Raw genomic sequence first — 13574 nt, 5'->3', positions numbered from 1 at the left:
AGCGAGGCGGATATGCAAAAAATCAAACGTGACGATGAAGTGATCGTCATCGCCGGCAAGGACAAGGGCAAGCGCGGTACCATCAAGCGGGTTCTCGAAAACCGCTTCGTGGTGTCCGGTGTGAACATGATCAAGCGTCACACCAAGCCCAACCCGATGGCGGGCAACCAAGGCGGTATCGTCGAGCGCGAGGCACCGATTCACGCGTCCAACGTGGCCATCTTCAACCAGGAGACCGGCAAGGCGGATCGCGTCGGCTTCCAGGTTCAGGAAGACGGTACCAAGGTACGTATCTACAAGTCGACGCAGTCGCAGATCGACGCCTAACGCGAGTCGGATAGCAAAATGGCGAACTTGAAAGAACGTTATCAAAACGAGGTGGTGGCTCAACTCCACGAGCAGTTCAGCTACGCCAACGTGATGCAGGTACCGCGGGTCACCAAGGTGACCCTGAACATGGGTATCGGCGAAGCGACCAGCGACAAGAAGCTGATCGACAACGCCATCAGCGACCTGGAGAAGCTCTCCGGTCAGAAGCCGCTGGTGACCAAGGCACGCAAGTCCATCGCGGGCTTCAAGGTGCGTGAAGGCTGGCCGATCGGGATCAAGGTGACCCTGCGCTCCGAGCGCATGTGGGACTTCCTCGATCGCCTGGTGAATATCGCGATCCCCCGCGTTCGTGACTTCCGTGGTCTCAACCCGAAGTCCTTCGACGGTCGTGGCAACTACTCCATGGGGGTGCGTGAGCAGATCATCTTCCCGGAGATCGAGTATGATAAGATCGACCGAGTCCGTGGTCTGGATGTCACCATCACTACCACCGCCAAAACCGATGATGAAGGTCGCGCGCTGCTCGGCGCGTTGAACTTCCCGTTCAAGAAATAAGGGTGGGATCATGGCAAAGAAAAGCATGGTAGAGCGCGAGCTCAAGCGCACCAAGCTGGTGGCGAAGTATGCCGCCAAGCGCGCCGAGCTCAAGGCGGTCATCCAGGACGTCAACGCTTCTGACGAAGAGCGCTTCGACGCGCAGCTCAAGCTGCAGCAGTTGCCGCGCAACTCCAGCCCGGTACGTCAGCGCAACCGCTGCCGCATCACGGGTCGTCCGCACGGCTACTACAACAAGTTCGGCCTCGGCCGCAACAAGCTGCGTGAAGCCGCCATGCGTGGCGATGTGCCCGGACTCAAGAAGTCCAGCTGGTAACGCCACGTAGAATCATCAGGAGCGCAACGTAAATGAGCATGCAAGACACTCTGGCGGATATGTTCACTCGTATCCGCAATGCGCAGATGGCCACCAAGGAGACGGTTTCCATGCCGTCCTCCAAGCTCAAGGTCGAGGTGGCCCGCGTGCTGAAGGAAGAGGGCTACATCAGCGACTTCGCCGTCAGCGAAACCGCCAAGCCCGAGTTGACCGTGACCCTCAAGTACTTCGAGGGCAAGCCGGTCATCGAGCACCTGCAGCGAGTTTCCAAGCCGTCCCTGCGCCAGTACAAGGGCAAGGATGCGCTGCCGAAGGTCGCCGAAGGTCTGGGCGTTGCCATCGTCACTACCTCCAATGGGGTGATGACCGATCGTGCGGCGCGTCAGGCGGGTGTTGGTGGTGAAGTCATCTGCACCGTATTCTAGGAGTTTGGAATGTCCCGCGTAGCCAAATATCCGGTCAAATTGCCCGCAGGCGTCGAGGTCAAGCTCGACGGTGACCAGCTGTCCGTCAAGGGCAGCCAGGGCTCTCTTTCCCAGACCGTTCACCCTGATGTGGTGATCGGCCAGGAAGAGGGGCAGCTGACCTTCCAGCCGAGCGAGTCCGCGAAGAGCTGGGCAATGGTCGGTACCACCCGTGCCCTGGTCCAGAACCTGGTCACCGGTGTCAGCGAGGGCTTCACCAAGAGCCTCGAAATCATCGGCGTCGGGTATCGTGCCCAGGCCAAGGGCCAGACGCTCAATCTTACACTGGGCTTCTCGCACCCGGTCGACTACACGCTGCCTGAAGGTGTCACGGCGGAAACGCCCAAGAACACCGTTATCGTGCTGAAAAGCGCGGACAAGCAGCAGCTCGGCCAGTGTGCTGCGGAAATCCGCGCCTTCCGTCCGCCCGAGCCCTACAAGGGCAAGGGTGTCCGGTACGCCGACGAGCAGGTGCGTCGCAAAGAAGCCAAGAAGAAGTAAGGCAGGGTTATGAACGCGAAGAAAGAATCTCGTCTCCGTCGTGCCCGCCGTGCTCGCGCCAAGATCCGCGAGCTGGGCGTGCATCGCCTGTGCGTCAATCGTACCCCCCGCCACATCTATGCGCAGATCATCTCGCCGGATGGTGGTAAGGTCCTCGCCAGCGCTTCCACGCTGGACAAGGTCCTGCGTGAGGGGGCGACCGGCAATGCCGACGCCGCCGCCAAGGTGGGCGCAATGATTGCCGAACGCGCCAAGCAGGCTGGCATCACCCAGGTGGCCTTCGATCGTGCCGGCTTCAAGTACCACGGTCGTGTGAAGGCCTTGGCCGACGCCGCTCGTGAAGGCGGCCTGGAATTCTAAAGGGTTTTACGATGGCGAAGAACGAACAGCAAAGCGGCGATCTGCAGGAAAAGCTCGTGCAGATCAACCGTGTCGCCAAGGTGGTCAAGGGTGGCCGAATCTTCGGTTTTACCGCCCTGACCGTCGTGGGTGACGGTAACGGTCGTGTGGGTTTCGGTCGCGGCAAGGCGCGTGAAGTGCCGGTAGCGATCCAGAAGGCCATGGACCAGGCGCGTCGCAACATGGTCAAGGTGAACCTCACCAGTGGCACTCTGCAGTACCCGGTCAAGGCCCGTCACGGCGCCTCCAAGGTGTACATGCAGCCCGCCTCCGAGGGTACCGGGATCATCGCCGGCGGTGCCATGCGCTCCGTGCTCGAATTGGCCGGCGTGCACAACGTCCTGGCCAAGTGCTACGGCTCCACCAACCCGGTGAACGTGGTGCGGGCGACCGTCAATGGTCTGGCCTCCCTGCAGTCGCCGGAAGACGTGGCCGCCAAGCGCGGTCTGCCTGTCGAAGCGATCACGGGATAAGCACCATGTCAGCAGCGATCAAGGTTACCCAGACCCGCAGCACCATCGGCGTACTGGCCAAGCACAAGGCCACCATGAAGGGCCTCGGCCTGCGTCGCATCGGTCACACGGTTGAACTGGAAGACACCCCTGCCGTCCGCGGCATGATCCACAAGGTCAACTACCTTGTGCGAGTTGAGGGAGAGTAATCCATGAAACTCAATAGTCTGAGCCCGGCACCGGGCTCCAAGCACGCCGAGAAGCGCGTCGGCCGTGGTATCGGCTCCGGTCTGGGCAAGACCGGCGGCCGTGGCCACAAGGGCCTCAAGTCGCGCAGCGGCGGCAGCGTGAAGCCCGGTTTCGAGGGCGGTCAGATGCCGCTGCAGCGGCGCCTGCCCAAGTTCGGCTTCACGTCCGCGAAGTCGCTGGTTTCCCAGGAAGTCCGCCTGGCCGAGTTGGGTCGGGTCGCCGGTGACGACGTCACCCTGGACACCCTCAAGGAAGCCAACGTGCTGAAGGATGCCACCAAGCATGCCAAGGTGATCCTGTCCGGCGAACTGAACAAGGCGGTCACGGTCCGCGGCATCAAGGTCACCAAGGGTGCCCGTGCCGCGATCGAAGCCGCCGGCGGCAAGGTAGAGGACTAAATGGCCAAGTCAGGAAACATGCCGGCGATGGGCAGCGGTCTGGGTGAACTCTGGGCGCGTCTGCGCTTCGTGCTTCTCGCCATCGTGGTCTACCGTATCGGTGCCCACATCCCCGTTCCCGGTATCAATCCTGACCAGCTTGCTGCCTTGTTCAGGGAGCAGCAGGGTACCATCCTGGGCATGTTCAACATGTTCTCGGGGGGCGCCCTGGAGCGCATGAGTATCATGGCGCTGGGCATCATGCCCTACATCTCAGCGTCGATCATCATGCAGTTGATGACCGCTGTCTCGCCGCAGCTCGAGCAGCTGAAGAAGGAAGGTGAGGCCGGCCGCCGCAAGATTAGCCAGTACACGCGCTACGGCACCGTGCTGCTGGCCCTGGTCCAGGCCACCGGCATGTCGGTGGGCCTGGCCAGCCAGGGTATCGCCTACACGGCCGACTTCAGCTTCTACTTCACTGCCATCGTGACCTTCGTCACCGGGGCGGTGTTCCTGATGTGGCTGGGCGAACAGATCACCGAGAAGGGCATCGGCAACGGCATATCGCTGCTTATCTTCTCCGGTATCGTCGCCGGTCTGCCGGGTGCCGTGGGGCAGGCCTTCGAGCTGGCCCGCAACGAGGGTGCCTGGAACGTGCTGCCGCTACTGGCCCTCACCGTGCTGGGCGTGGCCACCGTGGCCTTCGTGGTCTTCATCGAGCGTGGCCAGCGCCGCCTCACCGTGAACTATCCACGTCGCCAGGTCGGCAACAAGATGTATGCCGGTCAGAGCAGCTACCTGCCACTCAAGGTCAACATGGCGGGCGTGATTCCGGCGATCTTTGCCTCGAGTATCCTGCTGTTCCCGGCTTCACTCGGACAGTGGGTCGGTGCCGGCGAAGGCATGGAATGGCTGCAGCGTGCGTCCCAGGCCTTGGGTCCGGGGCAGCCACTGTACATCTTGCTTTTCGGTGCGGCGGTGGTATTCTTCTGCTTCTTTTACACAGCGCTGGTCTTCAACCCCAAGGATGTCGCTGACAACCTCAAGAAGTCAGGGGCCTTCCTGCCGGGTATTCGCCCTGGTGAGCAGACCGCTCGCTACATCGACAAGGTCATGACCCGTCTGACCTTGTTCGGTGCCCTCTACATCACTGCGGTTTCCCTGATGCCTCAGTTCCTGATCGTGGCCTGGAACGTGCCGTTCTTCTTCGGCGGTACCTCACTGTTGATCGTGGTAGTGGTCATCATGGATTTCATGGCCCAGGTGCAATCGCACCTCATGTCGAACCAGTACGAGTCGGTGATGAAGAAGTCTAACCTGAAAGGCTACGGTAGCGGCGGCATCATGCGCTGAGGCGCCGCTGGCGATTTGGTGCGCCGCGAGCTGGGTTTCGGCTCGCGGCGCGAGCCAACTTTGGAGATGGAACGATGAAAGTTCGAGCTTCCGTGAAGAAAATGTGCCGCAACTGCAAGATCATTCGTCGCAATGGCGCCGTGCGCGTCATCTGCATCGAACCGCGGCACAAGCAGCGTCAGGGTTGATCCTGAGGCTGCACTGAACCGGGTGCCGGCATGCCTCTTGTCCTCGAGCGAGGAAAGAGGTATGCTGTTGCGCCTTTTGTAGATGATTAATCGAGCAAGCCGCTCAAATTTCGGAGTAAGCTGATGGCCCGTATTGCAGGCGTCAATATCCCGGACAACAAGCATGCGGCGATCTCGCTGACCTATATCTTCGGGATTGGCCGTACGCGCGCTCAGGGCATCTGTGCCGCGACCGGCATCGCGCCGACCACCAAGATCCAGGAGCTGTCCAGTGAAGATCTGGATACCCTGCGGTCCGAAGTCGGCAAGTACACCGTGGAAGGTGACCTGCGTCGTGATGTCACGCTTAACATCAAGCGTCTCATGGACCTGGGTTGCTATCGTGGTCTGCGTCATCGTCGTGGTCTTCCGCTGCGTGGTCAGCGTACCAAGACCAATGCGCGTACCCGCAAGGGCCCGCGCAAGCCGATCCGCAAATAACACGCACGTTCTGGCGTAAAGACAGGAATAGACATCAACATGGCTAACCCGCGTAGCAACCGTAAAAAGGTTAAAAAGCAGGTAGTGGATGCCATCGCGCATATCCACGCCTCTTTTAACAACACGATCATTACGATCACAGACCGCCAGGGCAACGCCCTTTCCTGGGCGACTGCCGGTGGTTCGGGTTTTCGTGGTTCTCGCAAGAGCACCCCGTTCGCTGCTCAAGTGGCAAGCGAGCGTGCAGCGACCGCTGCAGCCGAGTATGGTGTGAAAAACGTCGACGTGCTGGTCAAGGGCCCCGGTCCTGGCCGTGAATCCGCCGTGCGCGCGCTCAATGCCGCCGGCTTCCGCGTGCAAAGCATCACCGACGCGACGCCCATTCCCCACAATGGCTGCCGTCCGCCGAAGAAACGCCGCGTTTAAGGAGACAGATTCATGGCTCGTTACATTGGACCGAAGTGCAAACTGTCTCGTCGTGAGGGGACCGACCTCTTCCTCAAGAGCGGTATCACTCCCTTCGAGAAGAAGTGCAAATCCGAGCAGATTCCGGGTGTGCACGGCCAGCGCCGTCAGCGTCTTTCCGACTACGGCTTGCAGCTTCGCGAGAAGCAGAAAGTACGTCGCATGTACGGCGTACTCGAGAAGCAGTTCCGCAACTACTACAAGGAAGCGGCCCGCCTGAAGGGCGCGACCGGCGAGTTGTTGCTGCAGCTTCTCGAATCCCGACTGGACAACGTCGTCTACCGCATGGGCTTCGGCTCCACGCGTTCCGAGGCACGTCAGCTGGTCAGCCACAAGGCGATCGCCGTCAACGGCAAGACCGTCAACGTGGCCTCCTACCAGGTCAAGGCCGGTGACGTGGTCGCCGTGCGCGAGAAGGCGAAGAACCAGGCGCGCATCCAGACTTCCCTGGCCATCGCCGCCAACCGCGGCGACGTGGTGTGGGTCGAGACCGATGCCAAGAAGATGGAAGGCACTTTCAAGGCCCTGCCCGAACGCGGTGACCTGTCTGCCGACATCAACGAAAACCTGATCGTCGAGCTGTACTCCAAGTAAGCGGCGCCCGCGTCGTGCCGCTCCCCGTCCGCGGGGGGCGGCCCAGAGTACCGACAATCCGTTTGGCAGCCTGAAAGGTGTTCATATGCAGCGTTCAGTGACAGAGTTTCTCCGTCCTCGCGACATCAAGGTCGAAGAGATCAGCGCACACCACGCCAAGATCGTGCTCGAGCCCTTCGAGCGGGGCTTCGGCCACACGCTGGGGAATGCCCTGCGTCGCATCCTGCTCTCGTCCATGCCCGGCTCTGCCGTGGTGGAGGTCGAGATCGCCGGTGTCGAACACGAGTACAGCGCGATCGAGGGCGTCCAGGAAGATGTCATCGAAATCCTCCTGAACCTCAAGGACGTGGCGCTCCGGATGCACAGCCGCGACGAGGCAGTGCTCTCGCTGAACAAGCAGGGGCCCGCCGTCGTGACGGCAGGGGACATCGCCCTCGACCATGATGTCGAGATCGTCAACCCCGAGCATGTCATCGCCCACGTCAACGAGGGGTCCGAGCTGAAGATGCAGCTCAAGGTCGCTCGCGGCCGCGGCTACGAGCCGGCGGACGTGCGTGGCGATGCCGACGACGAGTCGCGCGCCATCGGTCGCCTGCAGCTGGATGCTACCTTCAGCCCCGTGCGCCGGGTTTCCTACAGCGTCGAGGCCGCGCGTGTCGAACAGCGCACCGACCTCGACAAGCTGATCATCAACCTGGAAACCGACGGCACCCTGGATCCGGAAGAGGCGATCCGTCGCAGCGCGACCATCCTGCAGGAGCAGCTGGCCGCGTTCGTCGACCTGGAAGCCGACAAGGAACAGGAAGTGGTGGAGGAAGAGGATCATATCGATCCGATCCTGCTGCGCCCCGTAGACGATCTCGAGTTGACCGTTCGCAGCGCCAACTGCCTGAAGGCCGAGAACATCTACTATATCGGAGATCTGATCCAGCGCACCGAGGTGGAGCTGCTGAAGACCCCCAATCTCGGCAAGAAGTCCCTGAATGAGATCAAGGACGTGTTGGCCGCCCGCGGGCTTTCCCTGGGCATGCGGCTGGAGAACTGGCCGCCGGCAAGCCTGAAGGACGACAAGGCCTCCGCGTGAGCCTCGACTCGAGTCCCAGTTTGGTAAGGAATCACAACCATGCGTCATCGTAAGAGTGGTCGTCACCTGAATCGCACCAGCTCGCACCGCCAGGCCATGTTCAAGAACATGTCCGTCTCGCTGGTCGAGCACGAAGTGATCAAGACAACCCTGCCCAAGGCCAAGGAACTGCGTCGCGTCATCGAGCCGCTGATCACCCTGGCCAAGCAGGACAGCGTTGCCAATCGTCGTCTGGCCTTCAGCCGCACCCGCTCGAAGGAAGCGGTCGGCAAGCTCTTCAACGAGCTGGGTCCGCGTTACGCCGAGCGTCCGGGTGGCTACATCCGTATTCTCAAGTGCGGCTTCCGCACCGGCGATAACGCCCCCATGGCCTTCGTCGAACTGGTTGACCGTCCGGTCGTCGAGGAAGCCGCCGCCGAGGAGTGATCCTCGACCGGCCTTCCGCCAGTGGCACGCCAAACCGGCTCCTCAAGGGGAGCCGGTTTTTTCGTCGTATGGGTCTGCCTCGTTGACCTGAATCGCAGCTTCCCCGGCGCCAGGTCTGCGCGGGGGCGCTGTGAACCCTTCCCTGGGCGCTACCGATGCCATCCCTGGCATAGGACCCCCGCTCCGACCTGTCCCCGGCGCTGCTCGCCATCTTGACGGCTTCAAGCTTAAAGCTTTCGGCTCGCTGTCAGGCGGTGGTCTCCGGCTCCGCCTTGCTGGCCTTGGCGCGCTCCAGCAGCGGCTTGAGGAAGCGGCCGGTGTGCGACGCTTCCATGCGCGCCACCTGCTCGGGGGTGCCCTCGGCGATGATGCGCCCGCCGCCGGAGCCGCCCTCGGGGCCGAGGTCGATCAGCCAGTCGGCGGTCTTGATCACGTCCAGGTTGTGCTCGATCACCACGATGGTGTTGCCGTGGTCGCGCAGGCGGTGCAGCACCGTGAGCAACTGGCGGATGTCCTCGAAGTGCAGGCCGGTGGTCGGCTCGTCGAGGATGTAGAGGGTCTTGCCGGTATCGCGCTTGGCCAGCTCCCGGGCCAGCTTGACCCGCTGGGCCTCGCCACCGGATAGCGTCGTGGCGCTCTGCCCCAGGCGGATGTAGGAGAGCCCCACGTCGAGCAGGGTCTGCAGCCGTCGGGCGATGGCGGGTACCGGCGAGAAGAACGCCAGCGCTTCCTCGACGGTCATCGCGAGGACCTCGTGGATGCTCTTGCCCTTGTAGGCGATCTCCAGGGTCTCGCGGTTGTAGCGCTTGCCCTTGCAGACGTCGCAGGGCACATAGATGTCGGGCAGGAAGTGCATCTCCACCTTGATCATGCCTTCGCCCTGGCACGCCTCACAGCGCCCGCCCTTGACGTTGAAGGAGAAGCGTCCCGGCTTGTAGCCCCGCGAGCGCGCCTCCTGGGTGCCGGCGAACAGCTCGCGGATGGGCGTGAAAATGCCGGTGTAGGTCGCCGGATTGGAGCGCGGGGTGCGGCCGATGGGGCTCTGGTCGATATCGATCACCTTGTCGAGGTGATCGAGGCCCTCGATACGCTCATGGACCTCCGGCGTCAGGCTGGTGGCGCGGTTGAGCTCGCGGGCGGCGATGGGCATCAGGGTGGCGTTGATCAGTGTCGACTTGCCGGAGCCGGAGACGCCGGTGATGCACACGAACAGCCCCAGCGGGAGCGTGAGGGTGACGTCCTGGAGGTTGTTGCCGCGGGCGCCGGTCAGGCGCACCACGTTCTCCGGGTTGCCGGGAATGCGCCAGGGCGGGATCTCGATGCGCCGGGTGCCGGCGAGGTACTGGCCGGTCAGCGACTCGGGGTTGGCGATGATCTCCTGCGGGGTACCCTGGGCGACGATGCGCCCGCCATGGACGCCGGCGCCGGGGCCGATATCGAGCACGTGGTCGGCGGCGCGGATGGCCTCCTCGTCGTGCTCGACCACGATCACGGTGTTGCCCAGGTCGCGCAGGCGCTCCAGGGTCTGCAGCAGGCGGTCATTGTCGCGCTGGTGCAGGCCGATGGAGGGCTCGTCGAGGATGTACATCACCCCCACCAGGCCGGCGCCGATCTGGCTGGCCAGGCGGATGCGCTGGGCCTCGCCGCCGGAGAGGGTCTCGGCGCTGCGCTCCAGGTTCAGGTAGTCGAGCCCCACGTTGACCAGGAACTCCAGGCGGGCGTGGATCTCGTTGACGATCTTGACGGCGATCTCGCCCTTGCGGCCGGGCAGGCTGAGCGCGCCGAAGTAGCTCAGGGCCTCGCCGATGGGCAGGTGGACCAGCTGGGGCAGGGTGCGGTCGTCGATGAAGACGTGGCGTGCCTCGCGACGCAGCCGCGAGCCGTGGCAGGTGGGGCAGGGCTGCACGGCGATGTGGCGCGCCAGGTCCTCGCGCACCATGCTCGACTCGGTCTCGCGATAGCGGCGCTGCATGTTGGGCAGCACGCCCTCGAAGGGGTGCTCGCGGGTGACCTTGCGGCCGCGGTCGTTGACGTAGCTGAAGGCGATATCGTCGCTGCCGCTGCCATGCAGGATCACCTCGCGCTCGTGGCGCGCCAGGTCCTGCCAGGGAGTCTCCAGGGTGAAGCGGTAATGGTCGGCCACGGCCTGCAGCTGGTTGAAGTAGTAGACGCTGCGACGGTCCCAGCCCTTGATCACCCCCTCGGCCAGCGACAGCTCCGGGTGGCTGATCAGCTTGTCGGGGTCGAAGACCTGCTGCACGCCCAGGCCGTCGCAGGTCGGGCAGGCGCCCGCCGGGTTGTTGAAGGAGAACATGCGCGGCTCGAGCTCGGCGATCGAGTAGCCGCACACCGGGCAGGCGAAGCGTGCCGAGAAGGCGATGTCCTCGTGCTCGCCGTCCATGAAGTGGACCGTGGCCACGCCGTCGGCCAGGTTGAGGGCCGTCTCGAAGGACTCCGCCAGGCGCTGTTGCAGGCCGTCACGCACCTTGAGGCGATCGACCACCACGTTGATGTCGTGCTTCTTGTTCTTGTCGAGCGGGGCGATGTCGTCGAGCTCCAGCACCTGGCCGTCGACCATGGCGCGCACGAAGCCCTGGGCGCGCAGTTCGGCGAGCAGCTGCAGGTGCTCGCCCTTGCGCCCCTTGACCACCGGGGCCAGCAGCATCAGTTTGCTGCCCTCGGGCAGGGTCAGCACCTGGTCGACCATCTGCGAGACGGTCTGGGCCTCGAGGTCCTCGCCGTGCTCCGGGCAGCGCGGGGTACCGGCGCGGGCGAACAGCAGGCGCAGGTAGTCGTAGATCTCGGTGATGGTGCCCACGGTGGAGCGCGGGTTGTGGGAGGTGGACTTCTGCTCGATGGAGATCGCCGGAGAGAGCCCCTCGATATGGTCGACGTCGGGCTTCTCCATCATCGACAGGAATTGGCGCGCGTAGGTGGAGAGCGATTCCACGTAGCGGCGCTGGCCCTCGGCATAGAGGGTGTCGAAGGCCAGCGACGACTTGCCCGAGCCGGAGAGCCCGGTGACCACGATCAGCTTGTCGCGTGGCAGATCGACGTCGATGTTCTTCAGGTTGTGGGTGCGGGCACCCCTGACCAGAATTGTGTCCATTCCCACCTCGCCGGACGCGGCAAAAGCTCGATTATACGGGGCGGGCCGCACCGGCGGCAAAGCGCGGGTCGCCATCGGCTTTCCCTGCAGGCCGGCGAGCCGCTAGAATATGCGGTCCACGTCCGGGCCCGAGGGGCCGTCCACGGAAGTTCGAACCGCCATGCGAAAGGTCTCAGGACTGTTGTTAGCCACCGAGCGCCGCGCCATCATCGGGTTGGCGGGGCTCTATGCCACGCGCATGCTGGGCCTGTTCATGGTGCTGCCGGTGCTGGCCCTGTATGCCGATGACCTGCGGGGGGCGACGCCGCTGCTGGTCGGCCTGGCGCTGGGGATCTACGGCCTCACCCAGGCAGTGCTGCAGATCCCCTTTGGCCTGCTCTCCGACCGCCTGGGGCGCAAGCCGGTGATCGCCGCCGGTCTGGTGCTGTTCCTGCTCGGCAGCATGGTGGCCGCCGGCGCCGACTCCATCGGCGGGGTGATCCTGGGGCGCTGCCTGCAGGGTAGCGGTGCCGTGGCCGCGGCCATCATGGCGCTGCTCGCCGACCAGACCCGCGAGCAGGTGCGCACCGCCGCCATGGCCACCATCGGGCTCTCCATCGGCGTGGCCTTCGCCGTGGCCATGGTGCTCGGCCCCTGGCTCGCCGCGGGCTTCGGCCTGGCGGGGGTCTTCTGGTCCACCGCGGCGCTGGCGGCCCTGGGCCTGGTGGTGCTGTGGAAGCTGGTGCCGCCGGCGCCGCGTCGGGTGCGCCACCGCGACGTGGGCATGGACCGCGGCCAGCTGCGTGGCATCTTCACGCACGGTGACCTGTGGCGCATGGATATCTCGATCTTCGCTTTGCACCTGGTGCTGATGGCGATCTTCGTCGCCGTGCCCTTCCGGCTGGTCGAGGCAGGCATCGCCGTCGAGCGCCATGGCCTCACTTACCTGGGCATCATGCTGCTGGCCTTCGTGGCCATGGTGCCGCTGGTGATCATCGCCGAGAAGTGGCGGCGCATGAAGGCCATGTGCCTGTCGGCGATCGCCGGCATCACCCTGAGCCTGTTCGGGCTAGCCGGCCTGGGCGACGGGTTCCCGGCGCTGTTCGGCTGGCTGCTGCTGTTTTTCATCGCCTTCAACCTGCTCGAGGCCACCCTGCCGTCGATGCTCAGCAAGCTGGCGCCGGCCGGCGCCAAGGGCACCGCCATGGGCATCTACTCCACCAGCCAGTTCCTCGGGGCCTTCCTGGGCGGGGTGCTGGGGGGCGCCCTGGTGCAGCAGTGGGGGCTTTCCGCGGTGTTCGTCGGCTGCGGCCTGGTGGGCCTGGCCTGGCTGGCGGCGATGGCCGGCATGGCGCCCCCCCGCCACCTGACCAGCGAGGTGGTGGCGCTCGACGACAACGAGCAGCAAGATGCCCTGGACACCCTGATGGCGCGTTTCACCGAGGTGGCCGGGGTGGAAGACGTGCTGGTCGTCCCCGAGGAGCGCCTGGCCTACCTCAAGGTGGATCGCCAGCGTCTCGACGAGCAGGCCCTGGCACGCTTCACCGGTTCCGGGAATCACCACAGCGGCGCCTGAGCCGCGTATGATCCTTACAACGTATCTCATGACAGCAAGGAGTCCCTCATGGCCCGTGGCATCAACAAAGTCATCCTGATCGGCAACCTGGGCCAGGATCCGGAGGTGCGTTTCACACCCTCCGGCACCGCCGTTGCCAATCTCAACCTGGCCACCACCGATACCTGGATGGACAAGCAGAGCGGCCAGCGCCAGGAGCGCACCGAATGGCACCGGATCGTGCTGTTCAACAAGACCGCCGAGATCGCCCAGCAGTACCTCAAGAAGGGCAGCAAGGTCTATATCGAGGGCCGCCTGCAGACCCGCAAGTGGCAGGACCAGAACGGCCAGGACAAGTACAGCACCGAGATCGTCGCCAACGACATGCAGATGCTGGACTCCCGCGGCGGTGACGGTGGTGGTCAGTACGGAGGTCAGCAGGGCGGCCAGTATGGCGGTCAGCCCCAGCAGGGTGGTCAGCAGCAGGGAGGCAATTTCGGCGGTGGTCAGCCCCAGCAGGGTGGCTATGGCAACGCCCCGCAGCAGGGTGGCAACGTCGCTGGTGACCAACCCCAGCGTCCTGTTCCGCAGCCCGCTCCCCCGCAGCAGGGTGGCGGCCAGCAGCAGGGCGGCAACTACGGTGCCCCGGACCCGGGCAGCTTCGACGATTTCGATGATGAGATTCCGTTTTAACCAGG

General features: G+C 64.0%; 19 protein-coding genes. 18 read left to right on the top strand and 1 reads right to left on the bottom strand.

Features of this window, described 5'->3' with window-relative positions; translation table 11 throughout:
• The first annotated feature begins 12 nt into the window (after positions 1 to 12).
• From rplX to rplQ, 16 genes are all read left to right on the top strand, one after another.
• A complete protein-coding gene (gene rplX / locus OP498_RS12755; RefSeq protein WP_280548453.1) occupies positions 13 to 327 on the top strand; it encodes a 50S ribosomal protein L24 in 315 nt (104 codons plus the stop codon).
• A gap of 18 nt (positions 328 to 345) precedes the next feature.
• Positions 346 to 885, top strand: coding sequence for a 50S ribosomal protein L5 (gene rplE / locus OP498_RS12750; protein ID WP_280548452.1), 540 nt, complete (start codon positions 346 to 348; stop codon positions 883 to 885).
• 10 nt (positions 886 to 895) lie between these two features.
• Entirely contained in the window at positions 896 to 1201 is a 306-nt protein-coding gene (rpsN, locus tag OP498_RS12745; protein ID WP_280548451.1) for a 30S ribosomal protein S14, read from the top strand.
• Positions 1202 to 1233: 32 nt separating this feature from the next.
• Entirely contained in the window at positions 1234 to 1626 is a 393-nt protein-coding gene (gene rpsH, locus OP498_RS12740; RefSeq protein ID WP_151442454.1) for a 30S ribosomal protein S8, read from the top strand.
• 9 nt (positions 1627 to 1635) lie between these two features.
• Positions 1636 to 2166: a 50S ribosomal protein L6 gene (gene rplF / locus OP498_RS12735; protein ID WP_280548444.1), complete on the top strand. Its 531-nt coding sequence runs from the start codon at positions 1636 to 1638 to the stop codon at positions 2164 to 2166.
• A 9-nt stretch (positions 2167 to 2175) separates the two neighbouring features.
• Entirely contained in the window at positions 2176 to 2526 is a 351-nt protein-coding gene (rplR, locus tag OP498_RS12730; RefSeq protein WP_280548443.1) for a 50S ribosomal protein L18, read from the top strand.
• A gap of 11 nt (positions 2527 to 2537) precedes the next feature.
• Entirely contained in the window at positions 2538 to 3038 is a 501-nt protein-coding gene (rpsE, locus tag OP498_RS12725) for a 30S ribosomal protein S5 (RefSeq protein WP_280548442.1), read from the top strand.
• Positions 3039 to 3043: 5 nt separating this feature from the next.
• The gene (gene rpmD, locus OP498_RS12720) at positions 3044 to 3226 is read left to right on the top strand and encodes a 50S ribosomal protein L30 (RefSeq protein WP_280548441.1); all 183 of its coding nucleotides are present in this window, start codon (positions 3044 to 3046) and stop codon (positions 3224 to 3226) included.
• Positions 3227 to 3229: 3 nt separating this feature from the next.
• Entirely contained in the window at positions 3230 to 3664 is a 435-nt protein-coding gene (gene rplO / locus OP498_RS12715; protein ID WP_280548440.1) for a 50S ribosomal protein L15, read from the top strand.
• A complete protein-coding gene (gene secY / locus OP498_RS12710) occupies positions 3665 to 4996 on the top strand; it encodes a preprotein translocase subunit SecY (RefSeq protein ID WP_280548438.1) in 1332 nt (443 codons plus the stop codon).
• Positions 4997 to 5070: 74 nt separating this feature from the next.
• Positions 5071 to 5184, top strand: a complete 114-nt coding sequence (rpmJ, locus tag OP498_RS12705) for a 50S ribosomal protein L36 (RefSeq protein WP_009099023.1) — start codon at positions 5071 to 5073, stop codon at positions 5182 to 5184.
• Positions 5185 to 5307: 123 nt separating this feature from the next.
• A complete protein-coding gene (rpsM, locus tag OP498_RS12700; protein ID WP_280548435.1) occupies positions 5308 to 5664 on the top strand; it encodes a 30S ribosomal protein S13 in 357 nt (118 codons plus the stop codon).
• A 39-nt stretch (positions 5665 to 5703) separates the two neighbouring features.
• Positions 5704 to 6090 (top strand): 30S ribosomal protein S11, encoded by a 387-nt coding sequence (gene rpsK, locus OP498_RS12695; RefSeq protein ID WP_040183105.1) that lies wholly within the window; start codon positions 5704 to 5706, stop codon positions 6088 to 6090.
• 12 nt (positions 6091 to 6102) lie between these two features.
• Positions 6103 to 6723, top strand: a complete 621-nt coding sequence (gene rpsD, locus OP498_RS12690) for a 30S ribosomal protein S4 (protein WP_280548431.1) — start codon at positions 6103 to 6105, stop codon at positions 6721 to 6723.
• A gap of 85 nt (positions 6724 to 6808) precedes the next feature.
• Positions 6809 to 7807, top strand: coding sequence for a DNA-directed RNA polymerase subunit alpha (rpoA, locus tag OP498_RS12685; protein WP_280548430.1), 999 nt, complete (start codon positions 6809 to 6811; stop codon positions 7805 to 7807).
• A gap of 39 nt (positions 7808 to 7846) precedes the next feature.
• Positions 7847 to 8233 carry a 50S ribosomal protein L17 gene (rplQ, locus tag OP498_RS12680; RefSeq protein WP_030074204.1) on the top strand — a complete coding sequence of 129 codons (387 nt, stop codon included), beginning with the start codon at positions 7847 to 7849 and terminating at the stop codon, positions 8231 to 8233.
• Positions 8234 to 8480: 247 nt separating this feature from the next.
• Here rplQ and uvrA read toward each other — a convergent pair whose 3' ends face one another.
• Positions 8481 to 11342, bottom strand: a complete 2862-nt coding sequence (gene uvrA / locus OP498_RS12675; protein ID WP_280553781.1) for an excinuclease ABC subunit UvrA — start codon at positions 11340 to 11342, stop codon at positions 8481 to 8483.
• Positions 11343 to 11502: 160 nt separating this feature from the next.
• Between uvrA and OP498_RS12670 the strand changes: the two genes are divergently transcribed.
• Together OP498_RS12670 and ssb are read left to right on the top strand one after the other, a co-directional pair.
• On the top strand, positions 11503 to 12897 hold the full coding sequence (locus OP498_RS12670) for an MFS transporter (RefSeq protein WP_280553779.1): 1395 nt from the start codon (positions 11503 to 11505) through the stop codon (positions 12895 to 12897).
• Between the two features lie 48 nt (positions 12898 to 12945).
• Positions 12946 to 13569 (top strand): single-stranded DNA-binding protein, encoded by a 624-nt coding sequence (ssb, locus tag OP498_RS12665; protein WP_280553777.1) that lies wholly within the window; start codon positions 12946 to 12948, stop codon positions 13567 to 13569.
• Positions 13570 to 13574: the final 5 nt, after the last annotated feature.

The sequence above is a fragment of the Halomonas sp. 25-S5 genome (genome assembly GCF_029889845.1).
GTDB lineage: Bacteria > Pseudomonadota > Gammaproteobacteria > Pseudomonadales > Halomonadaceae > Halomonas.
This window is presented reverse-complemented; position numbering and strand designations above follow the sequence as displayed.

Coding starts and splice junctions, on each gene's coding strand:
- rplX (WP_280548453.1), top strand. CDS start 13: ATGCAAAAAATCAAACGTGACGATGAAGTGATCGTCATCGCCGGCAAG.
- rplE (WP_280548452.1), top strand. CDS start 346: ATGGCGAACTTGAAAGAACGTTATCAAAACGAGGTGGTGGCTCAACTC.
- rpsN (WP_280548451.1), top strand. CDS start 896: ATGGCAAAGAAAAGCATGGTAGAGCGCGAGCTCAAGCGCACCAAGCTG.
- rpsH (WP_151442454.1), top strand. CDS start 1,234: ATGAGCATGCAAGACACTCTGGCGGATATGTTCACTCGTATCCGCAAT.
- rplF (WP_280548444.1), top strand. CDS start 1,636: ATGTCCCGCGTAGCCAAATATCCGGTCAAATTGCCCGCAGGCGTCGAG.
- rplR (WP_280548443.1), top strand. CDS start 2,176: ATGAACGCGAAGAAAGAATCTCGTCTCCGTCGTGCCCGCCGTGCTCGC.
- rpsE (WP_280548442.1), top strand. CDS start 2,538: ATGGCGAAGAACGAACAGCAAAGCGGCGATCTGCAGGAAAAGCTCGTG.
- rpmD (WP_280548441.1), top strand. CDS start 3,044: ATGTCAGCAGCGATCAAGGTTACCCAGACCCGCAGCACCATCGGCGTA.
- rplO (WP_280548440.1), top strand. CDS start 3,230: ATGAAACTCAATAGTCTGAGCCCGGCACCGGGCTCCAAGCACGCCGAG.
- secY (WP_280548438.1), top strand. CDS start 3,665: ATGGCCAAGTCAGGAAACATGCCGGCGATGGGCAGCGGTCTGGGTGAA.
- rpmJ (WP_009099023.1), top strand. CDS start 5,071: ATGAAAGTTCGAGCTTCCGTGAAGAAAATGTGCCGCAACTGCAAGATC.
- rpsM (WP_280548435.1), top strand. CDS start 5,308: ATGGCCCGTATTGCAGGCGTCAATATCCCGGACAACAAGCATGCGGCG.
- rpsK (WP_040183105.1), top strand. CDS start 5,704: ATGGCTAACCCGCGTAGCAACCGTAAAAAGGTTAAAAAGCAGGTAGTG.
- rpsD (WP_280548431.1), top strand. CDS start 6,103: ATGGCTCGTTACATTGGACCGAAGTGCAAACTGTCTCGTCGTGAGGGG.
- rpoA (WP_280548430.1), top strand. CDS start 6,809: ATGCAGCGTTCAGTGACAGAGTTTCTCCGTCCTCGCGACATCAAGGTC.
- rplQ (WP_030074204.1), top strand. CDS start 7,847: ATGCGTCATCGTAAGAGTGGTCGTCACCTGAATCGCACCAGCTCGCAC.
- uvrA (WP_280553781.1), bottom strand. CDS start 11,342: ATGGACACAATTCTGGTCAGGGGTGCCCGCACCCACAACCTGAAGAAC.
- OP498_RS12670 (WP_280553779.1), top strand. CDS start 11,503: ATGCGAAAGGTCTCAGGACTGTTGTTAGCCACCGAGCGCCGCGCCATC.
- ssb (WP_280553777.1), top strand. CDS start 12,946: ATGGCCCGTGGCATCAACAAAGTCATCCTGATCGGCAACCTGGGCCAG.